Here is an 18,910-nt window from a genome sequence, read left to right as displayed (position 1 = left end):
CTTTGCTTGTCGGGGCTTTTTCGCATGGACTTTGCGCCGGACGTAGCAGATTTCCACGTCGCTCGCTGAGGGTTTTGCAGCGTAATCGAGTGATATCACGGATGAATCACCTTACGATCTCCAGGGTTTCATATTCTTGAAGAGTCAGCCGAAAAACCGAATATTTGGCTGATTCATCAATAGACAACTTTCTTTGTCAGTGAAAAAAATAGAGCAATCTGTTACTGAGCGTACAAAGGAAGACCATGTTTGAGCAAATCACCACCCTGATCGCCGAAATCAAAAAAGATCCTTCCCTGAAAGAGACCATCACCTTAGAGAGCCACTTGATTGAAGATGTGGGCCTGGACTCACTCGATATCATTGACTTTCTGCTGCAACTGGAAGCCGAGTTTGACCTCCGGCTTGATTTTGACCAGCTGGATTTTTCAATCATGCAGAGTGTGCAAGCGCTGATGACGTTTATTGCTGAGCAGCAAAGCGAAGTGGCCGCGGATGAGCACTGAGATCCGATGGGCCTGCTTTGAGGCCGAAGCCTTATGGCAGGATCCCACCCTCGTGACGCTACCGAGATTTGCCGCAGAGCGTGTAGATCCCCAGCTGTATTGCCTGGATGAAGTACTTATTGCCCGCACCGCTACGGAGCAGGTCTTTACCGTGATCGCGCCGGATCCTGCGTTAGTCAGCTATCACGCTAGTTTGGGTATTGCGTCCTCGCGTCATGCTGCCTTTGTGCATCCTGAGGACTGGCAGGCAGCCGGAATGCCCAACTGGGGGGAAGCGGCTGAAATACTGTGCCACGGCTTACCCCACCAAGGCTTGCAGCGACCGTTTGCCTGTGTGCCGGCCGCTTATCAGTGCACGGCAAGTTCGGCGCATCTGCCATCTTTTGACGCTGTGGTGAAAGTCAATGACAAGCGCTACGCCGTCGAGGTTTGCCGTCAGCTGAATATCCCGCAATTAGGCGAGATTGTTTCAACGCGATCGTCGCTGCTGGCGCTGAACGCTCATCCCCTGCCGATGATTTTAAAAGAGCCGTTTGGTGTCTCCGGTAAAGGTAGTCTGGTGGTGCGTCATCCGGCCATTTGGGAGCGCGTCAGGGAGCACTTGCTACGTCAGGTGGAGGCTGGCCGGCAGGTGGGGCTCATTGCCGAGCCGTTTGTGGATAAAGAGGTCGATTTTTCCAGCCAATGGCAGATCAGCAGGGATAGCGATATTGCTTTGCTCGGGTTATCAGAAATCATCAATGACAACCTGAAGTTCTCCGGGGTGAAAGCGATGGGGGATGGCCTGTTACAGCGCATCCGGGCGCACGGGTATCCCGAGCTGTTGCGACCATTACTTGCCCGGCTTTATCAGGATGGCTATTGGGGGCCGGTCTGCGTGGATTCCATGCTGTTGGCGAGTGGGGAAATCGTACCGGTTGTCGAGATCAATGCCCGAGAATCGATGGGCGGTATTGCACATGATTGGTTCGCCCGGCTGGCCGTCGGCGGCGAGGTGCGGTTTCAGCAAGTCAGTGTCAAATACAGCCAGCCGATCGATATCCAACCGCTGTTGGACGGACTGGCGCGGCGAGGCTGCCTGGTCACCGGTGAACACCGATATGGGTATGTCCCGCTGAACAGTCGCTGCGTGCAATTGCCGGGCGAAACGCCACGGATTGGGCGGCTTTATCTGTTGCAAGTGGGAGCTGATGGCGATGTACAGCAAGCACAGCTTGCTGCGGCACTCGCGGATCAGGGAGCCCGATTGTTATGACATCTGGCACGATTGCGATTTTAACTGCCAGCAGTGGGCTGGGAAGTTTTGTCCCTGCTGTCGCTCTGTCCAAATGGTTTCAACGACAACAGCGGTCTGTTCGCTTTTATGCCTTAGAGCAACTCTACACACCGCAGGCCCTGGTCCGATTGGAAAAGACCAAGGCGCAATGCCGGCGGAGCTTGCGCACGGCGTTGCTGACCCAACGTTGGTTGAGCCACAGTCCGGGATCGATCCGCAAGGCGATTGATGCTGACAAATGGCAAGCATTCAAGGCGCAATGGCAGCATTGTCCGCCGGAGCACGTGTTTCTCTTCAGTGGGTTCTGGCTGTCATTCATTTCCGAGCTTCAGGCGGCGCAAGGTGCGCGAACAACGGGAGAAAACCAACCGGTTTACCATGGGGTACATGTGGATGTAACGACGTCTCTCTCCTGGCAGCCCGGCGAGATTGGTGGTCTTAAACACCATCACTTGCTTGCCGAGGGCGACGAGCAGTTTCTGGTGCCGCCGCCACCTGTGGTGGACTGGGCCCAACGGGAGTCACGGGTCGCGGTGCATGGTGGTGGCTGGGACATCGGGGATCTCGATGCATGTATCGCCATGCTGCGTTCGCGCTATACCTTGTTGCTGGGTCAATCCTCGCTTGCCGATGCCGATGCCGATGCCGATGCCGAAAACTGGCAGCTGTTGACTGAGCCGGACTGGCTCCCCTGGCAGCACGGCTGCGTTGCCGGAGGGCAGTATCCTGCGCAGACGCTGCTCGGTCAGACGGAAACAAGGACTGGTGAGCAGAGTCGAGCCATAAACGCACGGTGTCCGGACGAGCCACCTTTTCAGCAGCTGTTATCCCGTTGTCGGGCGTTGATCACCAAGCCCGGCGGAGCAAGCCTGATCGACAGTATGGCAACTGCGACGCCGCTCGTGTTGTTGCCACCATTCGGCGACTACGAGGCGGCCAATGGCCGGGCCTGGATCTCACGCGGTTTCGCGCTGAGCTTTGATGACTGGAAAGCCCAGGGCTTTGCTCAGGCGCCACTCTATCGTTGCCATCAGGCGTTGCTGGCGATGCGCGGCAATCGGTCTGTTTACGGAGAGAAATATGCAAACGAAGACGCAACAGAAGTTGGATGAACACAGTTTTGCCCGGCTGAAGGCGAGGGTGAAGCAGATTTCGTCCACCCAGCGGGGGCTGCGACAGCGGGCAGACTGGGCGGCTGAGATGCCGCACCAGGTTGGGGTGAAGATGAATAACCAGTGTAACCTGCGCTGTCAGCACTGCTTTGAGTGGAATGATGAAGGGTATCACCACCAAATGGAGCGAGATGTCCGCTCGCAGGAAGTTGATCTGGCGATCATCGACAAACTGCTGCGGGCCACAGAATCGACCCAGGCACCGTTTTATCTCTGGGGTGGTGAGCCGCTGATGTACAAGCAGATGGAAGCTCTGATGGATCGCTTCGTCGAGCATCCGAGGTGGGTCACCATTTGCACCAATGGGCTGCTGATTGAAAAGCACCTGGCACAACTCTCCCGGATTGATGAGCGGCTGGCGCTGCTCATTAGCCTGGATGGTCTGGAGGCCGAAAATGATGCGATCCGCGGCAAAGGGGTATTTCGGCGGGTGGAGCACATTATCCGCACCTTGTTGGAGCAGCGCCAACGCCAGGCGTTTGCCGGTAAAGTGTCGCTGTGCCTGACGATCAGCGACAGCACGGTCGGCAAGCTGTTTGAGTTTGTCCGCCACTTTTCCGATTTGGGCATCGACAGTGTGTACCTGGTGTTTCCCTGGTATATCCCGTCTCAGGTTGCCGAGCAGATGGATCAATGGGTCGGGGAGCAACTGCCCTGGAAGCAGGCGAGGCTGGCCGGGATCCAGGAATACAGCTGGCACGGTTATACCTACCATTTAAGCGACAGCAACATCCCCGCGCTGCTTGATGATATCGCTCGTATCAGTGCTCAAACCTGGGATTGCCGGGTGCGTTTTCATCCTAATCTTGAACCCCACGAAGTCCCTGACTTTGTCGCTGGCAGCACCAAACCCGCTGAAAACAAAACGTTTTGTAGTGCGATTCGCAACCGGCTTGATGTCCTACCCAACGGGGATGTCACCTCATGCAAGTTTTTTCCCGAGCTGGAGGTTGGGAATCTGCAGTTGCTGCCGGTGCGGGAAGTCTGGCACAGCGCGGCGTACCAGGCTTTTCGCAAACAGCTGCATTGTGGGCTGATGCCCGTCTGTGCCAAGTGCACCTTACTTTACAGCACCGGCTGAGCCAATCAGGAAAGGAAGCGTGATGTCGAATACAAATATCTTACAAAATAAACTGCCGGTCTGGGTCACCCTCCAGCTCACGGATGCCTGCAACCTGCGTTGCAAAATGTGTTACGAGTGGGGAGAAAACGGTGCCTATCACGGGCGGAAAATCTCCCGGCTGGATAAAGATGCCGTGCTGCGGGTCATCGATGAATGCCTACCGGTCAAACCCTACTTTGCCCTGTTTGGCGGTGAGCCCATGATGTATCCGTGGTTTGAGGATGTCGTCGGCCGGATCCGTCAGGGCGGTGCCCGGGTGGATGTGCCGACCAATGGCACCTTTTTAAAGCGTAAGGCGGAGATGTTGGTTGAGACCCCGCCGAACCGGTTGTGGGTGTCGCTGGACGGTCCGGAGGAGATTAATGACGCCCAGCGCGGTGAAAATGTGTATCGCAACGTGCAGGAAGGGGTCGCAACCCTGTTTGAGCTGCGCGAGCGCAAGGGGCTGAAAGAGCCGAAGATCGGCTATACCTTTATCGTGACGCCGCTGACCCACCTTTATATTCAGGGATTCTTTGAAAACTGTCTGGATTTGGACATGGTGGATCACATCAGTATTGAATTTCAGACGTATGCGACGGCGCATGAGCATGACCAGCATCGTCAGCTGTTCCGCCGTTTATTCGGGGTTGAGGAAACACCTTGTGCCGCCGGGATGCAGGATGATCCGCGCAAATTTGAAATGATGGACTTCGAAGCCATTCAGGCCCAGATCCGCTGGGTGGAGCAGGCGTGTAAAAAGCGCGGCATTTACTTTGTGTGCTACCCCAAAACCATTGCCAGCGAGAATTACCGGGCATATTTTACCAAACAGTACGCGGACATGGCGGATCAACGTGACAAGTGTTTTTTCCCCTGGATCTACATGGAAGTGGCGTCGAATGGCGACATTACGCCGTGCCATACCTTCTATGATGTCCCGCTCGGCAATATCTATGAGCAGAGTGTGTCCGAGATCTGGAACGGCGGCCATATGAGAAATTTCCGCCATCAGTTGCTGCGCCAGGGCGGGTTGTTTCCCATCTGCGGCTCCTGCGCTCGCTATTATGCAGACCCGAATAAAAGGTGACCGGTATGGCTTATATCTCCGCGCACCAGCTGGGCAAGGAATTCTTCTACTATCGTAAGCAATCCGGACTGATGGCGTCGCTCAAAAACCTGTGGGGGCGGGAGCAGCTCAGCAAGCAGGTGGTGCGTGATTTGTCCTTTGAGATCGAACAAGGCGAAATTGTCGCGTTTATCGGGCCGAACGGGGCCGGAAAAACCACCACCATGAAAATGCTGTCCGGCATTCTGCATCCCAGCACCGGGCACGCCAGGGTGATGGGGTACGTGCCTTGGGCGCGTGAAAAAGCGTTCAAGCGCAAGTTCTCGATCATCATGGGCCAGAAGCAGCAATTGTGGCCGGATCTCCCGGCGATCGACAGCTTTGAGCTCAATAAACGTATCTATGAAATTGAGGATCGCGCGTTTCAGCAAACGTTGGGGGAACTGAGTGACATTCTCAACGTCCGGCATTTGCTGGAAATCCAGGTGCGACGCCTCTCGCTGGGAGAACGGATGAAGCTCGAGCTGATCGCTGCGCTGCTGCATCAGCCGGAGGTGATTTTTCTCGATGAGCCGACGCTGGGGCTGGATTTCTTATCACAGCGCGCAATCCTGGCGTTTTTGAAAACCCTGGCCGAAGAGAAGCGAACCACCATGTTGCTGACCAGCCATAACATGGTCGACATTGCCACCTTGTGTCAGCGCGGGATTGTGATCAGCGGCGGGCAACTGGTTTATGACGGTAGTCTCGAGGCACTCGGGGATGTGGTCGGTGCCAAGCGTCACCTGCATGTTTACAGCCATACGCCCATCGAAAAACAGGCGTTTGCCCAGTATGGCCGGATCATTGAATCGGATCGGAATGAGATTGTGGTTGAGATCAGCAAAGCGCAGTCTCAAACCATCCTGGCCCGGGTTTTGGCGCAGGCGGATGTGGCGGATATCAAGATCAAAGAGCCGCCGCTGGAGCATTGTCTGGAAAGCCTGTATCTGGCGCAAAAGGTTCCGGCATGAGGAAGTATCTGTTTGTCAGCCAGATGGGATTGCAAATGTCGCTGGCTTACCGGCTGAACTATCTGATCAGCGTGTTCGCGGCGGGGTTTCCGTTGCTGCTGCAAGTGATGTTCTGGCATGCCATTTTCACTTACACCCAGGCCGAGCAAGTGTACGGCTATCGTTATGAGGAAATGATGGCCTATGCCTTGTTTGCGGCGCTGGTCAGTCAGGCGCTGCGAACCGGGTTTGAGTATGAGGTGGCGACGGATATCAAGGAAGGGGGGCTCAATCGCTTTCTGACCCAGCCCTTGTCGTATTCGGCCTACCGGTTAGCGGCATTTGTGGGGCAGAACCTGGGCTATTTTGCGGCGACCCTGTTGCTGATCGGGGGATGCGCGGTGCTGCTCAATCACTGGCTCCAGATGGCGGTGAGTTTGTCTGACTATGTCCGGATGCTGTGTGTCTTGTGCGGTGCGTTCTTCATTCAGTTTTTCCTCTTCTACCTTATTGGGCTGGTGGCTTTCTGGATGCAGGAAGTGTGGGGCGTATTCGAGTCGATTCGGATCGTCGGCCTGGTGCTGTCCGGCGGTGTGTTTCCGCTCACGGTGTTTGGTGAGACGGGCATGGCCGTGCTTCGCTATCTGCCGTTCCAGTATGTGGTTTTTTTTCCGATTGAAGTGGTGTTGGGGCGGGTCACCGGCAGCGAGTTGATGATCGGACTGGCGATCCAGAGCGCCTGGATTATCTGGCTGTTTAGCTTGTCACGCCTGGTTTGGAACCGGGGTTGCAAACACTTTATTGCACTCGGGGGATGAGGATGGGACGTGAACTGATCAAGCACCTGAACATCTATCTTTTTTTACTTAAGGTCAATGCGATGCGCCAGTTGGAGTATCGCGTCAACATTGCCCTGAATGTGATGGTCGAGTTGGGATATTTGGGGGTGAAGTTGCTCTATGCCTATATCGTCCATGATACCGGGGTGCATATTGCGGGATTGCCGCCCAGCAGTATTTATCTGTTTATCGGCACCTATATGCTGATGACGGTTTTTTTCGTCAGTATGTTGCAATTCAACATCATTGGTTTTGATCAGCAAATCAGGAACGGTGATTTCGATGTGTTGCTGACCAAGCCGGTGTCCTCCCAGTTTATGGCCACTCTCCGGCATGTCGATACCTGGATCACCCTGCCGAATGTGATTGCCGGGCTGGGGCTCATTGTGTACGGCTGGCAAGCGTCAGCCATTGCGTTGTCGGCTGTCAATCTGTTCGGGTTCATCGGCTATTTGCTGCTGGGCGTGGTGACTATGTACGCCATTTTCGTCCTGCCGCTGATGCTGGCGTTCAAGTTTAAAAATATCTCCGCCTTGCAGGCGTTTTACTGGGCGATGTGGGATTTCAATAATCTGCCGCATCGGATCCACCTCAGGCCGGTGCAGCTGGCCGGCACGGCGGTGATCCCGATTTTCCTGGTGACCAACTGGTCGCCGCTGTTTGTGTTGGATCGGTTGTCCGGTGGGGAGCTGGCCTGGGGGATCGCCGCCCCCGTGCTGCTGCTGGCGCTGACACGGCTGTGTTGGCGCCGGGCAATTCGTCACTATGAAAGTGCTACGAGCTAGAGAAGGGACGTGATGTTCGATTTAACAGGAAAAACCATTGTGGTGACCGGCAGCTGCCGGGGAATTGGGCTGGCGATTGCCAGGGCGCTCCATGGGCAGGGGGCGAATGTGGTGATCACGGCCCGCAAGCCAGCGAAATATCCGGATGTGCTGGCAGTGTTTGCCGCGGCGCCGGAGCGGGTTCGGCTGGTGCCATGTGATATCACTTCCCCCGAGTCGGTCGCGGCGCTGTTTGAATCGGCACTGGCCTGGCAAGGGACACTGTATGGTTGTGTCGCCAATGCCGGCAGCCGCGGCAGCGGGCAGGCAGTCTGCGACATGGATTGGGATGCGTGGCAGGCGCATGTCGGGGCCAACCTGCACGGCACGTTTGCAACGTTGCAGCATGCGGCGAAGCATTTGTGCCGTCAGGGGAAAGGGGGGCGCTTGATGGCGATTTCGAGTTTGTCCGCGGTTAAAGGGACGGCAGGCTTTGCGGACTATGGCGCGGGGAAGGCGGCTATTACCTCGCTGTGTCGCTCCCTGGCGTTAGAGCTGGCTGCCTCAGCGATTACGGTGAACAGTGTCTTACCCGGCTGGGTGGAAACGGAGATGAACCGGGATGTGCTGGCGGATCGCCGTCAGTATGAGTCAATCCGTCGACTGCGGATCCCGCTGGGCCGCTGGGCCACGCCGGAAGAGATTGCCCCGTTGGCGGTGTATCTGATGTCTGAGGAGAGTCGTTACCACACCGGCGATGTCATCACTGTGGATGGCGGTTACCGAATTTTCTGAGGATAGATATGCACACCGAAATCAATGTTGCTCCGACGGATTTGGCGCGGCTGGCGCAATCCCGTTTTGCTTTTGATCCGAACAGCCTGGAATCGCCACCGAATTGTTTCATCTTCGGCCTGTACACGTTGGCCTCGATTGAGGCGCCGGTGCCATCCATTGCCAAACTATTCGCCGAGCACAACTTCTCTTTTCGGCCGGATCACCATTCGCACCCGGCGTTGATCCACCCCGAAACCCGGTTTGCCCGGTTTGAGTTTTTCCGCGACCAGACGGGGCCGTATCTGGATGTTCATGCTCGTCATGTCGACGGGAAAATGGCTGATTTGCTGCGTGAGCGGTGCGGGCTTGACATTGAGGTGATCCCTTTTACCGAGTTTGCCGCGCTGCTTGAGTACATCGGTGACCGGTTCAGCCGTCAGTGTCCGGTGTTGTGTGATTTTGATATGGGGTACATTCCGTCGAGATATCAATATCAATTGATCCGTGGCTATGAGCACATCGTCTTTTTGACCCAGTATGGCCCGGCTCAGAATCGGTTCCTGCTCAGCGATCAGGATGTCCAGGACGACCCGGTGGCGATGCAGGACGTCAGTGCCTGCTTTGACGGGATGCTGAACCTGAAAGGGGTGTTTAACTGTTACCAGGTGAAGCGGGTCGGGGTGCCGTCACCGCACCTGTCCATGGCCGAGATCCGCCAGGATGTCGTCGAGAATGTGGCTTACCTGACCACGGGCCAGAACGATGCCGGTATGGCCGCCGTCAACCATTATCTTGAGGGCATGGCACAGGTGAAAGCATTGAATCAGCCGTTTTATATCTTTGGCCACTGGATCTTTCTCACCCAGCGAAAACTGCAGGTTCGCTGGTGTGAGCTGGCCAGGCAGACACTGACCACCCCGGCGCAGCGCGCAGCCCTGGCCGATCTTCAGCATCACTTAAGGCGGCTGGCTGACAAATGGGGCGAGTTCACGATGCTGGATCACCTTAGCCGGAGTACCCAACGGGTGACGCCGGCGCAGGTTGCCCAGCGGTGTATGGATGCGGCCAGGCTGGAGTTGGAGAGTCCGCGTTATTGGCTGGCGCTGCAAGCGACACTGTGAGTGGCTACCACGGCAGTTCACTGCCGTCCCAGTGAAAGACACGGCCGGATTGCGCCGGGGTCAGCGTGCTGATGATGCGCAGAATGCGATCCGCCACCAGAACCGCCGGCAATCATGAATTTCATTTTATTGGCCGATGAGTGAATGATGATACAGATACGGATTCCGAGGGCGACACGATCAAACCCGATACCCCTTGCCGGGTCAGGTCAGTGGCACACGCCTGACGCTGTGGATGCAGTAAAAACCATCAATCGGCTGTGAAAAAAGCCGAAGAATTCAGCTCATGGTCAAAAATTCGTAACGATGCGCGTTTTTTTTGGGTTTTTCCCTTGTAAATGGATTTTTTGCCCCTATCTTGTGTGAAAGGTTTGATGATGACGTACTTTTCTGAAGAGACGCTGTCTCGACGACAGGGCGCAGGATCGCTATAATACCGCGTTTTTAGTTTCTGGCTCAGTGGCCAATTGACCTGGAGTTACAGGAACTATCAGAATTAAGGCGTTATGGTGTTGGCGAGGTCGCCTGCCATAACACGAAAGGATGCCACCGTCAGTTCAACTGATCGGCAACATCACTCAGAGAATACTGAGTAAGTTTTGAGGTTAAATAAAATGCAAGTTACCGTTGAAACCACTGAAGGTCTAGAACGCCAACTCACTATCACAGTACCAGCTGCAAACATTGAAGATGCTGTGACTGCTGAACTGAAGAAAATTGCTAAGAATCGTCGTTTCGATGGTTTCCGTCCGGGTAAAGCTCCGCTGAAAATGGTTGCTCGTATGTTTGGCGCATCTGTACGTCAAGACATCCTGGGTGAAGTGATGCAGCGTCACTACATCGAAGCAATCGTGAAAGAGAAAATCAACCCAGCCGGCGCACCAACCTTCACGCCAGTAGAAATCGCTGAAGGCAAGGACCTGGTTTTCAAAGCATCTTTCGAAGTATTCCCAGAAGTCGAACTGGCTGGCCTGGATAAAATCGCCGTTGAAAAACCAGCAGTTGAAGTGAAAGACGAAGACGTTGATGCGATGCTGGATACCCTGCGCAAGCAACAGGCAACTTGGAAAGAAGTTGAAGAAGCTGCAGCCGCAGACAGCCGCGTAACCATCGACTTCACTGGCTCTATCGACGGTGAAGAGTTCGAAGGCGGTAAAGCGGAAGGTTTTGCACTGGCGATGGGCCAGGGCCGCATGATCCCAGGTTTCGAAGACGGTATCGTAGGTAAGAAAGCGGGCGACGAGTTCACGGTTGAAGTGACTTTCCCAGAAGAATACCACGCTGAGAACCTGAAAGGTAAAGCGGCTTCTTTCGCCATCAAACTGCACAAAGTTGAAGCTCAGGAACTGCCAGAGCTGACTGAAGAGTTTGTTGCTAAGTTCGGTGTTGAAGACGGCAGCGTTGACGGTCTGAAAGCTGAAGTGCGTAAGAACATGGAGCGTGAGCTGAAGCAAGCAGTGAAAACTCGCATCAAAGATCAAGTTCTGAACGGTCTGGTTGAGCAGAACGACATCACGGTTCCTGCTGCTCTGATCGACCAGGAAATCAACGTGCTGCGTCAGCAAGCAACACAACGTTTCGGCGGTGATGCGCAAAACGCACCTGAGCTGCCACGTGAGCTGTTCGAAGAGCAAGCGAAGCGCCGCGTTGTTGTTGGTCTGCTGCTGGGCGAAGTGATCAAGTCTGAAGAGCTGAAAGCTGATGACGAGCGTGTGAAAGCGCTGATCACTGAGATGGCTTCTGCGTACGAAGATCCAGCTGAAGTTGTTGCTTACTACGAGCAAAACGAGCAGATGATGAACAACATGCGCAACGTTGCTCTGGAAGAGCAAGCCATTGACGCACTGCTGGCCAAAGCTCAGGTTTCTGAAAAAGAAGTGAGCTTCAACGAGCTGATGAACCAGCAACAGCCTGCGGTTTAATTTGCTGAAATTACTGTAGAGATTTGACTTTGTTTCAAATCTTCTGCTAACAATGGTCCGTGTGAGAGTAATTTCATTCGGGCCATTTATTTTAGGGAAAAAACGTTATGAGCTACCAAGACAACAACGCCATGTCGCCAATTATGAACGCGCTGGTACCTATGGTGGTCGAGCAGACTTCTCGTGGTGAGCGTTCTTACGACATCTATTCCCGACTGCTAAAAGAGCGTGTGATTTTTCTGACCGGTCAGGTTGAAGATCAGATGGCCAACCTAGTGGTTGCGCAGCTTTTATTCCTTGAGTCTGAAAACCCAGACAAAGATATTTTTCTGTACATTAACTCTCCGGGTGGCTCGGTGACTGCCGGGATGTCAATTTATGACACCATGCAGCACATCAAGCCGAACGTGAGTACGTTCTGTATGGGTCAGGCCTGCTCCATGGGTGCCTTCCTGCTGGCAGGTGGTGCACCGGGCAAGCGTTTCTGTCTGCCGAACTCCCGGGTGATGATTCACCAACCGCTGGGCGGTTTCCAGGGCCAGGCATCTGATATTCAGATCCATGCGCAAGAAATTCTGACGATCAAACAGAGGCTGAATAATTTGCTTGCAGAGCATACGGGTCAGCCGCTGGAGATTATTGAACGCGATACAGACCGTGATAACTTTATGTCGGCTGAGCAAGCTGTCGAATATGGTCTGGTCGATGCTGTTTTGAGTAAGCGTGACTAATGTCATTGTTTTTGTTCTGTCACCTTGGATTTTCGGGTGACGGAGCAAAATGGCAAGAGTTGTTATACACTCAAAACAAGGCAATGATGGGGTGAAACCCGAAAAGAGGTTAGCGAATGACAGATAAGCGAAAAGAGAGTGGTAGTGGAAAACTGCTGTACTGCTCTTTCTGCGGTAAGAGTCAACATGAAGTTCGCAAGCTGATTGCAGGCCCTTCGGTTTATATTTGCGATGAATGTGTCGATTTATGTAACGACATTATTCGCGAAGAAATCAAAGAAGTGATGCCTAAGCGTGATGGCAGCGAACTTCCGACACCACAGGAAATTCGTGCGAACCTGGATGATTACGTGATTGGGCAGGACCATGCTAAAAAAGTCCTGGCTGTTGCGGTGTACAACCACTATAAACGTCTGCGTAACGGCGATACCACCAGTGACGGGGTAGAGCTGGGCAAGAGTAACATTCTGCTGATTGGCCCGACCGGGAGTGGTAAAACACTGCTGGCAGAGACCCTGGCCCGCATGCTGGATGTGCCATTTACTATGGCCGATGCCACCACCCTGACCGAAGCCGGTTACGTGGGTGAAGACGTTGAAAATATCATTCAGAAACTGCTTCAGAAGTGTGACTATGATGTCGCCAAAGCTGAACGTGGTATTGTCTATATCGATGAAATCGATAAGATTTCCCGTAAATCAGATAACCCATCCATTACCCGTGACGTTTCGGGCGAAGGGGTTCAGCAGGCCTTGCTGAAACTGATTGAAGGGACGGTGGCTTCGGTTCCGCCACAAGGTGGCCGTAAGCATCCGCAGCAGGAATTCCTGCAAGTGGACACCTCAAAGATTCTGTTTATCTGTGGCGGTGCGTTTGCCGGCCTGGATAAAGTGGTTGAGCAGCGTGTTGCGACCGGCAGCGGTATCGGCTTCGGGGCGGAAGTTCGCTCGAAAGACGAATCCCGTACCCTGAGCGATCTGTTCGAGAAGGTGGAACCGGAAGATCTGGTTAAATACGGCCTGATCCCAGAGTTCATTGGTCGTCTGCCGGTGACCGCCATCCTCAACGAGCTGGATGAGCAAGCGTTGGTTCAGATTCTGCGTGAGCCGAAGAATGCGCTGACCAAGCAATACGCAGCGCTGCTGGAGCTTGAGAACGTTGAGCTGGAATTCCGCGATGATGCACTGGTTGCGATTGCCCGTAAGGCGATGGAGCGTAAAACCGGTGCCCGGGGCCTGCGCTCCATTGTGGAAGCAGTCCTGCTCGATACCATGTATGAACTGCCTTCTGCGGAAGGGGTGAGCAAAGTGGTGATTGACGAGTCCGTGATCAAGGGTGAGTCTGAGCCGTTGCTGATCTACGAAAACACCGAAAATCAAGCAGCTGGCGCTGAGTGATTGGTGAATAACTGTTCATAATGCTGAAAAAAAGGAGGCTTTGGCCTCCTTTTTTATTTTCTGCTACTTACCCCGTTGAATCTTGCCGCTTTACCCCCATATACTCAGTTAAAGAGATTGAACGGAAGAGAGAAGAATATGAACCTGGAGCGTTCGGAACGCCTTGAGATCCCCGTTCTGCCACTGCGTGATGTGGTGGTCTACCCTCATATGGTCATTCCATTGTTTGTAGGCCGGGATAAATCTATTCGTTGCCTGGAATCGGCAATGGATGACAATAAGCAGATCCTGCTGGTTGCCCAGAAAGAAGCGGCAACCGATGAGCCTGCGATTGAAGATCTGTACAGTGTCGGTACAGTTGCCACGATTCTTCAGTTGCTGAAGCTGCCTGACGGCACCGTGAAAGTGTTGGTAGAAGGTCAGCAGCGCGCCAAGGTCAATAACCTGCGCGATGATGAATTCTTCGTCGCCGACGCTGAATTTCTGGTGACCCAGGAGATGGACGAGCGTGAGCAGGAAGTTCTGGTTCGTACCGCGATCAATCAGTTTGAAGGCTTTATCAAACTGAACAAAAAGATCCCGCCGGAAGTGCTGACGTCCCTCAATGGTATTGACGAAGCAGCCCGCCTGGCAGACACCATCGCGGCCCACATGCCGTTGAAATTGGCGGACAAGCAAAAAGTCTTAGAAATTATCGAGATCACGGAACGGCTTGAGTTCCTGATGGCGATGATGGAATCCGAGATTGATCTGCTGCAGGTCGAGAAACGCATTCGCGGCCGCGTGAAAAAGCAGATGGAAAAAAGCCAGCGCGAGTATTATCTCAATGAGCAGATGAAAGCCATTCAGAAAGAGCTGGGTGAGCTGGATGACGCGCCGGACGAATTCGAATCGCTGAAGAAAAAGATCGACGAATCCAAGATGCCGGCTGAGGCACGGGAAAAAACCGAGCAAGAGCTGCAGAAGCTGAAGATGATGTCGCCGATGTCCGCTGAAGCCACCGTGGTGCGCGGTTATATCGACTGGATGCTGAGTGTACCTTGGTACAAGCGTTCGAAAGTGAAGAAAAACCTGGCCAAGGCCGAGGAAGTGCTCAACGCCGACCATTATGGTCTGGAGCGCGTCAAAGAGCGGATTCTGGAGTACTTAGCTGTTCAGAGCCGGATCAATAAGCTGAAAGGTCCGATCCTGTGCCTGGTGGGTCCACCGGGGGTCGGTAAAACCTCGCTGGGACAGTCGATTGCTGCGGCAACTGGTCGGCAGTATGTCCGCATGGCCTTGGGTGGCGTGCGTGACGAAGCTGAGATCCGGGGACACCGCCGGACCTATATCGGCTCAATGCCGGGCAAGCTGATCCAGAAGATGGCCAAAGTCGGGGTGAAGAACCCGCTGTTCCTGCTGGATGAAATCGACAAAATGTCGTCCGATATGCGCGGCGATCCGGCCTCGGCGCTGCTGGAAGTGCTGGATCCGGAGCAGAACAACGCCTTTAACGATCATTATCTGGAAGTGGATTACGATCTGTCAGATGTCATGTTCGTGGCGACTTCAAACTCGATGAATATTCCGGGTCCGTTGCTGGATCGGATGGAAGTGATTCGTTTGTCGGGCTACACCGAAGATGAGAAGCTCAACATTGCCAAGCGTCACCTGCTTGAGAAACAAATCAAGCGGAATGGCCTCAAGCTGGGTGAGATTGAGGTCGACGACTCGGCGTTGATCGGGATTATCCGCTACTACACCCGCGAGGCAGGTGTGCGGAGCCTGGAGCGAGAAATCTCCAAGCTGTGCCGCAAAGCGGTGAAAGAGATCTTGCTCAATCCGGAAACCAAAAAAGTGTCTATCAGCCAGGTGAATCTGAAGGATTATCTGGGTGTGCAACGCTTCGATTACGGCAAGGCGGAAGAGAGCAACCGTGTGGGTCAGGTTACTGGACTGGCATGGACCGAAGTGGGCGGCGATCTGCTGACGATTGAAACAGAATCCATGCCGGGCAAGGGCAAGTTGACCTATACCGGCTCGTTGGGTGATGTGATGCAGGAATCGATTCAGGCTGCGATGACGGTGGTCCGCAGCCGTGCTGAGCGTTTGGGCGTCGACAAAGACTTCTACGAGAAACGGGATATCCACGTACACGTTCCGGAAGGGGCAACGCCGAAAGACGGTCCAAGTGCCGGGATTGCCATGTGTACCGCGCTGGTGTCCAGCCTGACCGGTAATCCGGTCCGCGGGGATGTGGCGATGACGGGTGAGATCACCCTGCGTGGTGAAGTGTTACCGATTGGCGGCCTGAAAGAGAAATTGCTGGCGGCGCATCGCGGCGGCATCAAAACGGTCCTGATCCCGAAAGAGAACGAACGTGATCTGGAAGAGATCCCGGATAACGTGATTGCTGATCTGGAAGTGCGTCCGGTTCGCTGGATTGATGAGGTCCTCACGGTTGCACTGCAGAACAACCCGACAGGCATTGAGCTGGTCAACGCGCAAAACAGTGACATGCAGCAAAGTTAACTCATGAAAAAACGCTTTCAAGCGCGAAAAGCCTTGTCAGCGTTTTTTTGTATCGCTATAAGTTAGGTCTGATTTGGCTGTGAGCCCAATAATATCAATACTTACCCGTATCTCAGGTGTTCGGTACTGATATACTTAGGCCTGATATCTTTTTTTGTCCGTACCTGACAAGTGATGGTCACCGTGGATAACGGACAAGGTTCATAGAGGGGATGAAATCGTGAACAAAACTCAGTTAGTTGATAAAATCGCTGAAAATGCAGATATTTCCAAAGCGTCTGCTGGCCGTGCGCTGGATGCCTTCATTGACGCAGTGTCTGACTCGCTGAAAGCGGGTGAGCAGGTTGCATTGGTCGGCTTTGGTACTTTCTCCGTTCGCGAGCGTGCAGCGCGCACCGGTCGTAACCCGCAAACCGGGGAAGAGATCCAGATTTCAGCAGCTAAGGTTCCTGGCTTTAAAGCAGGTAAAGCGCTGAAAGATTCTGTAAACTAACTGTCGCTATTTTAGCGCTGTTAGGATTGAACAATGATCGATGTCGGTTGTCACACCTTGTGTCACCCTGGCATGCAAACGAAGGCGCATCAGGTTGATGCGCTTTTTTTACTTTGAAACTGTGTGATATTTGTTGTGTCTGGACCTGGTTTCCGGGACCTAAAGCATTCTTCACAACCCCGTGCCCGATCGAATTAAGCAGGAGATACGGCAGACTATGATGGAGCGTATGCGCGAAGGCGCTAGCAGCATTTGGGTTAAGATCATTCTTGGCCTGATTATTTTTTCTTTTATTTTTGCCGGTGTCGGTGGCTATCTTGCCGGTAGTGGTGAGCCGGTTGCCGCGAAAATTGATGACCGGAATATCAGCCAGCGTGAGTTCGAGCAGGCTTATCAGAATGAACGTAACCGGATGCAGTCGCAGTTGGGCGATTACTTCAATACCCTGATGGGTGATCCGGCTTATGTCCAGCAGTTCCGTCGCAGTGTGCTTGACCGTCTGGTCAACGATGTGCTGATTGAAGAGCGTGCGAATACGCTGGGCATGCGGATCAGCGACGAGCAGGTTCGCAAGGCAATCGTGACGATGCCGGAGTTCCAGCGTGAAGGCCAGTTTGACAACGAACTGTATAACAGCCTGCTGCGCCGTGCCGGGTACACCCCGGATCGCTTCGCAGAGACAATCCGTACTGATATGCTGCGCCAGCAACTATTGGGTGCGCTGCAGAGCAGTGACTTTGCCCTGGACTATGAGCTGACTGCCCTGACCAAACTGGAGCAGCAACAGCGTGTGGTACGCTCCCTGACCCTGGACTTGGCTGATTTCGAAAAACGTGTCGAAATCACGGACGAGGAAGTCAAAGCGTATTACGAGCAGAACCCGATGCAATTTACCCGCCCGGCGCAAGTGAAGGTGGCTTACATCGAATTGTCCGGCCAGAGGTTGAAAGAAACGCTGAACGTGTCTGAAGCTGAGGCGAAAACTTACTACGATGAGCACCGCAATAAATATGCGACGGCGGAACAGCGTAAAGCAAGCCATATCCTGATCCAGGGTGACAGCGAAGAAGCGAAGGCGAAAGCGGAAGCCCTGCTGGCACAGCTGAAGCAGGGGGATGATTTTGCTGAGCTGGCGAAAACTGCGTCTGATGATACCTTCAGCGGTCAAGATGGCGGCCAGCTGGACTGGTTCGAGCGCGGGGTGATGGATCCGGCGTTTGAAAATGCTGCGTTTGCCCTGAGCCCGGGTGAGATTTCCGAGCTGGTTCAATCGTCCTTTGGTTTCCATATCATCAAACTGGATGATGTGAAGACCTCAGAAGTGAAGCCGTTTGCTGAAGTTCGCGAAGAGATCCTGGCTGATCTGCGCGAGCAGGGGGCTGCTGAAGCGTTCTACGATCTGCAAACCCAACTGGCGGAAACGGCTTTCGAAATGCCGGATTCTCTGGATGATGCTGCGAAGGCTGTCGATGCTGAAGTGCGTCACACAGACTTCTTTGCCCATGATGAAGCACCGGGGATTCTGGCGAATCCTTTAGTCCTGCAGGCGCTGGATAGTCCTGAAGTGCGTGAGGATGGTCTGAACTCAGAAGTGATTGAAGTCGGTCCTGAGCATGTAGTGGTTGTCCGGGTGGATGACGCGCGTGAAGAGACCCTGTTGCCGTTTGAAGAGGTGGCAGAGACGGCGCGTCAGCAGCTGGCGACCCAAAAAGGTGAGCAGGCTGCGCAGGATAAAGCGGATACCGTGATTGCTGCACTGCGTGAGGGTAATACCGGCATTCTGGCACAGGAAGATCTGAGCTTTAGTGACGCACAAACGATTGAGCGTACCGGCGCAAATCCGATGCTGTCTCGTGTTGCCTTTGGCCTGGCAAAGCCGGAAGCCGATCAGCCCGTTTACGGTATGACACGTGATGCGCAGGGCAACGTGATGATCATCGCACTGGATGCGGTCGTTGAAGCGAATGTCGCGCCGATAGCAACTGATAGCCAACTGGCTGGCCAGGTTGAGCAGATGAACGCGCAGCGCGATATCATGGCGACCCTGGAAGTGTTGCGTGATACCGCTGATGTCAGCTATCCAACTTTGGATGCAGTTGAAAACTAATTGTAATCGAGTGATTACTTGACGGGCCGCCATTGTGCGGCCCGTCGTTTTTTCGGCGTCTGCCTGTCATTTTCAGCGCGTCTCTGTGGCCAGAGGGATTAATCTGCGGATCAGTTCTTTTGAAATCAAAT

At 53.9% G+C, this 18,910-nt stretch carries 16 protein-coding genes; all 16 read left to right on the top strand.

Features of this window, described 5'->3' with window-relative positions; all coding sequences use genetic code 11:
* Positions 1-245: 245 nt before the first annotated feature.
* Entirely contained in the window at positions 246-506 is a 261-nt protein-coding gene (locus NH461_RS11835; RefSeq protein WP_261600550.1) for an acyl carrier protein, read from the top strand.
* The gene (locus NH461_RS11830; protein WP_261600549.1) at positions 496-1,761 is read left to right on the top strand and encodes a hypothetical protein; all 1,266 of its coding nucleotides are present in this window, start codon (positions 496-498) and stop codon (positions 1,759-1,761) included. Before NH461_RS11835 ends, NH461_RS11830 begins: the two co-directional genes overlap by 11 nt.
* Complete coding sequence (locus NH461_RS11825; RefSeq protein ID WP_261600548.1) at positions 1,758-2,894, top strand: hypothetical protein; 1,137 nt, start codon at positions 1,758-1,760, stop codon at positions 2,892-2,894. The genes NH461_RS11830 and NH461_RS11825 overlap by 4 nt, the downstream gene beginning before the upstream one ends.
* Entirely contained in the window at positions 2,863-4,035 is a 1,173-nt protein-coding gene (locus NH461_RS11820; protein WP_261600547.1) for a radical SAM protein, read from the top strand. The genes NH461_RS11825 and NH461_RS11820 overlap by 32 nt, the downstream gene beginning before the upstream one ends.
* Before the next feature lie 22 nt (positions 4,036-4,057).
* Positions 4,058-5,146, top strand: coding sequence for a radical SAM protein (locus NH461_RS11815; RefSeq protein ID WP_261600546.1), 1,089 nt, complete (start codon positions 4,058-4,060; stop codon positions 5,144-5,146).
* Between the two features lie 5 nt (positions 5,147-5,151).
* Positions 5,152-6,138: an ATP-binding cassette domain-containing protein gene (locus NH461_RS11810; RefSeq protein ID WP_261600545.1), complete on the top strand. Its 987-nt coding sequence runs from the start codon at positions 5,152-5,154 to the stop codon at positions 6,136-6,138.
* Complete coding sequence (locus tag NH461_RS11805; RefSeq protein ID WP_261600544.1) at positions 6,135-6,935, top strand: ABC transporter permease; 801 nt, start codon at positions 6,135-6,137, stop codon at positions 6,933-6,935. The genes NH461_RS11810 and NH461_RS11805 overlap by 4 nt, the downstream gene beginning before the upstream one ends.
* Positions 6,936-6,937: 2 nt before the next feature.
* Positions 6,938-7,741, top strand: a complete 804-nt coding sequence (locus NH461_RS11800; RefSeq protein ID WP_261600543.1) for an ABC transporter permease — start codon at positions 6,938-6,940, stop codon at positions 7,739-7,741.
* A gap of 12 nt (positions 7,742-7,753) precedes the next feature.
* Positions 7,754-8,515, top strand: a complete 762-nt coding sequence (locus NH461_RS11795) for an SDR family NAD(P)-dependent oxidoreductase (RefSeq protein ID WP_261600542.1) — start codon at positions 7,754-7,756, stop codon at positions 8,513-8,515.
* Positions 8,516-8,523: 8 nt separating this feature from the next.
* A complete protein-coding gene (locus tag NH461_RS11790) occupies positions 8,524-9,618 on the top strand; it encodes a hypothetical protein (protein ID WP_261600541.1) in 1,095 nt (364 codons plus the stop codon).
* 614 nt (positions 9,619-10,232) lie between these two features.
* Positions 10,233-11,540: a trigger factor gene (gene tig / locus NH461_RS11785; RefSeq protein ID WP_261600540.1), complete on the top strand. Its 1,308-nt coding sequence runs from the start codon at positions 10,233-10,235 to the stop codon at positions 11,538-11,540.
* Between the two features lie 107 nt (positions 11,541-11,647).
* Positions 11,648-12,271 (top strand): ATP-dependent Clp endopeptidase proteolytic subunit ClpP, encoded by a 624-nt coding sequence (clpP, locus tag NH461_RS11780; protein ID WP_261600539.1) that lies wholly within the window; start codon positions 11,648-11,650, stop codon positions 12,269-12,271.
* Positions 12,272-12,387: 116 nt separating this feature from the next.
* Positions 12,388-13,668, top strand: a complete 1,281-nt coding sequence (gene clpX, locus NH461_RS11775) for an ATP-dependent protease ATP-binding subunit ClpX (protein WP_261600538.1) — start codon at positions 12,388-12,390, stop codon at positions 13,666-13,668.
* 138 nt (positions 13,669-13,806) lie between these two features.
* Positions 13,807-16,179, top strand: a complete 2,373-nt coding sequence (gene lon / locus NH461_RS11770) for an endopeptidase La (RefSeq protein ID WP_261600537.1) — start codon at positions 13,807-13,809, stop codon at positions 16,177-16,179.
* Between the two features lie 220 nt (positions 16,180-16,399).
* Positions 16,400-16,672 (top strand): nucleoid-associated protein HU-beta, encoded by a 273-nt coding sequence (gene hupB / locus NH461_RS11765; RefSeq protein ID WP_261600536.1) that lies wholly within the window; start codon positions 16,400-16,402, stop codon positions 16,670-16,672.
* Positions 16,673-16,889: 217 nt separating this feature from the next.
* Positions 16,890-18,779 carry a peptidylprolyl isomerase gene (ppiD, locus tag NH461_RS11760; protein ID WP_261600535.1) on the top strand — a complete coding sequence of 630 codons (1,890 nt, stop codon included), beginning with the start codon at positions 16,890-16,892 and terminating at the stop codon, positions 18,777-18,779.
* Positions 18,780-18,910 lie beyond the last annotated feature (131 nt).

Source organism: Photobacterium sp. TY1-4, assembly GCF_025398175.1.
Taxonomy (GTDB): Bacteria; Pseudomonadota; Gammaproteobacteria; order Enterobacterales; family Vibrionaceae; genus Photobacterium.
The sequence above is the reverse complement of the archived record's forward strand: the minus strand, read 5'-3'. Positions and strand labels throughout refer to the sequence as shown.

Bases quoted from the DNA above. Each gene is read 5' to 3' on its own strand.
- NH461_RS11805 (WP_261600544.1), top strand. From the start codon at position 6,135: ATGAGGAAGTATCTGTTTGTCAGCCAGATGGGATTGCAAATGTCGCTG.
- NH461_RS11800 (WP_261600543.1), top strand. From the start codon at position 6,938: ATGGGACGTGAACTGATCAAGCACCTGAACATCTATCTTTTTTTACTT.
- NH461_RS11815 (WP_261600546.1), top strand. From the start codon at position 4,058: ATGTCGAATACAAATATCTTACAAAATAAACTGCCGGTCTGGGTCACC.
- tig (WP_261600540.1), top strand. From the start codon at position 10,233: ATGCAAGTTACCGTTGAAACCACTGAAGGTCTAGAACGCCAACTCACT.
- NH461_RS11820 (WP_261600547.1), top strand. From the start codon at position 2,863: ATGCAAACGAAGACGCAACAGAAGTTGGATGAACACAGTTTTGCCCGG.
- lon (WP_261600537.1), top strand. From the start codon at position 13,807: ATGAACCTGGAGCGTTCGGAACGCCTTGAGATCCCCGTTCTGCCACTG.
- NH461_RS11810 (WP_261600545.1), top strand. From the start codon at position 5,152: ATGGCTTATATCTCCGCGCACCAGCTGGGCAAGGAATTCTTCTACTAT.
- NH461_RS11825 (WP_261600548.1), top strand. From the start codon at position 1,758: ATGACATCTGGCACGATTGCGATTTTAACTGCCAGCAGTGGGCTGGGA.
- NH461_RS11795 (WP_261600542.1), top strand. From the start codon at position 7,754: ATGTTCGATTTAACAGGAAAAACCATTGTGGTGACCGGCAGCTGCCGG.
- NH461_RS11830 (WP_261600549.1), top strand. From the start codon at position 496: ATGAGCACTGAGATCCGATGGGCCTGCTTTGAGGCCGAAGCCTTATGG.
- clpX (WP_261600538.1), top strand. From the start codon at position 12,388: ATGACAGATAAGCGAAAAGAGAGTGGTAGTGGAAAACTGCTGTACTGC.
- ppiD (WP_261600535.1), top strand. From the start codon at position 16,890: ATGATGGAGCGTATGCGCGAAGGCGCTAGCAGCATTTGGGTTAAGATC.
- clpP (WP_261600539.1), top strand. From the start codon at position 11,648: ATGAGCTACCAAGACAACAACGCCATGTCGCCAATTATGAACGCGCTG.
- NH461_RS11790 (WP_261600541.1), top strand. From the start codon at position 8,524: ATGCACACCGAAATCAATGTTGCTCCGACGGATTTGGCGCGGCTGGCG.
- NH461_RS11835 (WP_261600550.1), top strand. From the start codon at position 246: ATGTTTGAGCAAATCACCACCCTGATCGCCGAAATCAAAAAAGATCCT.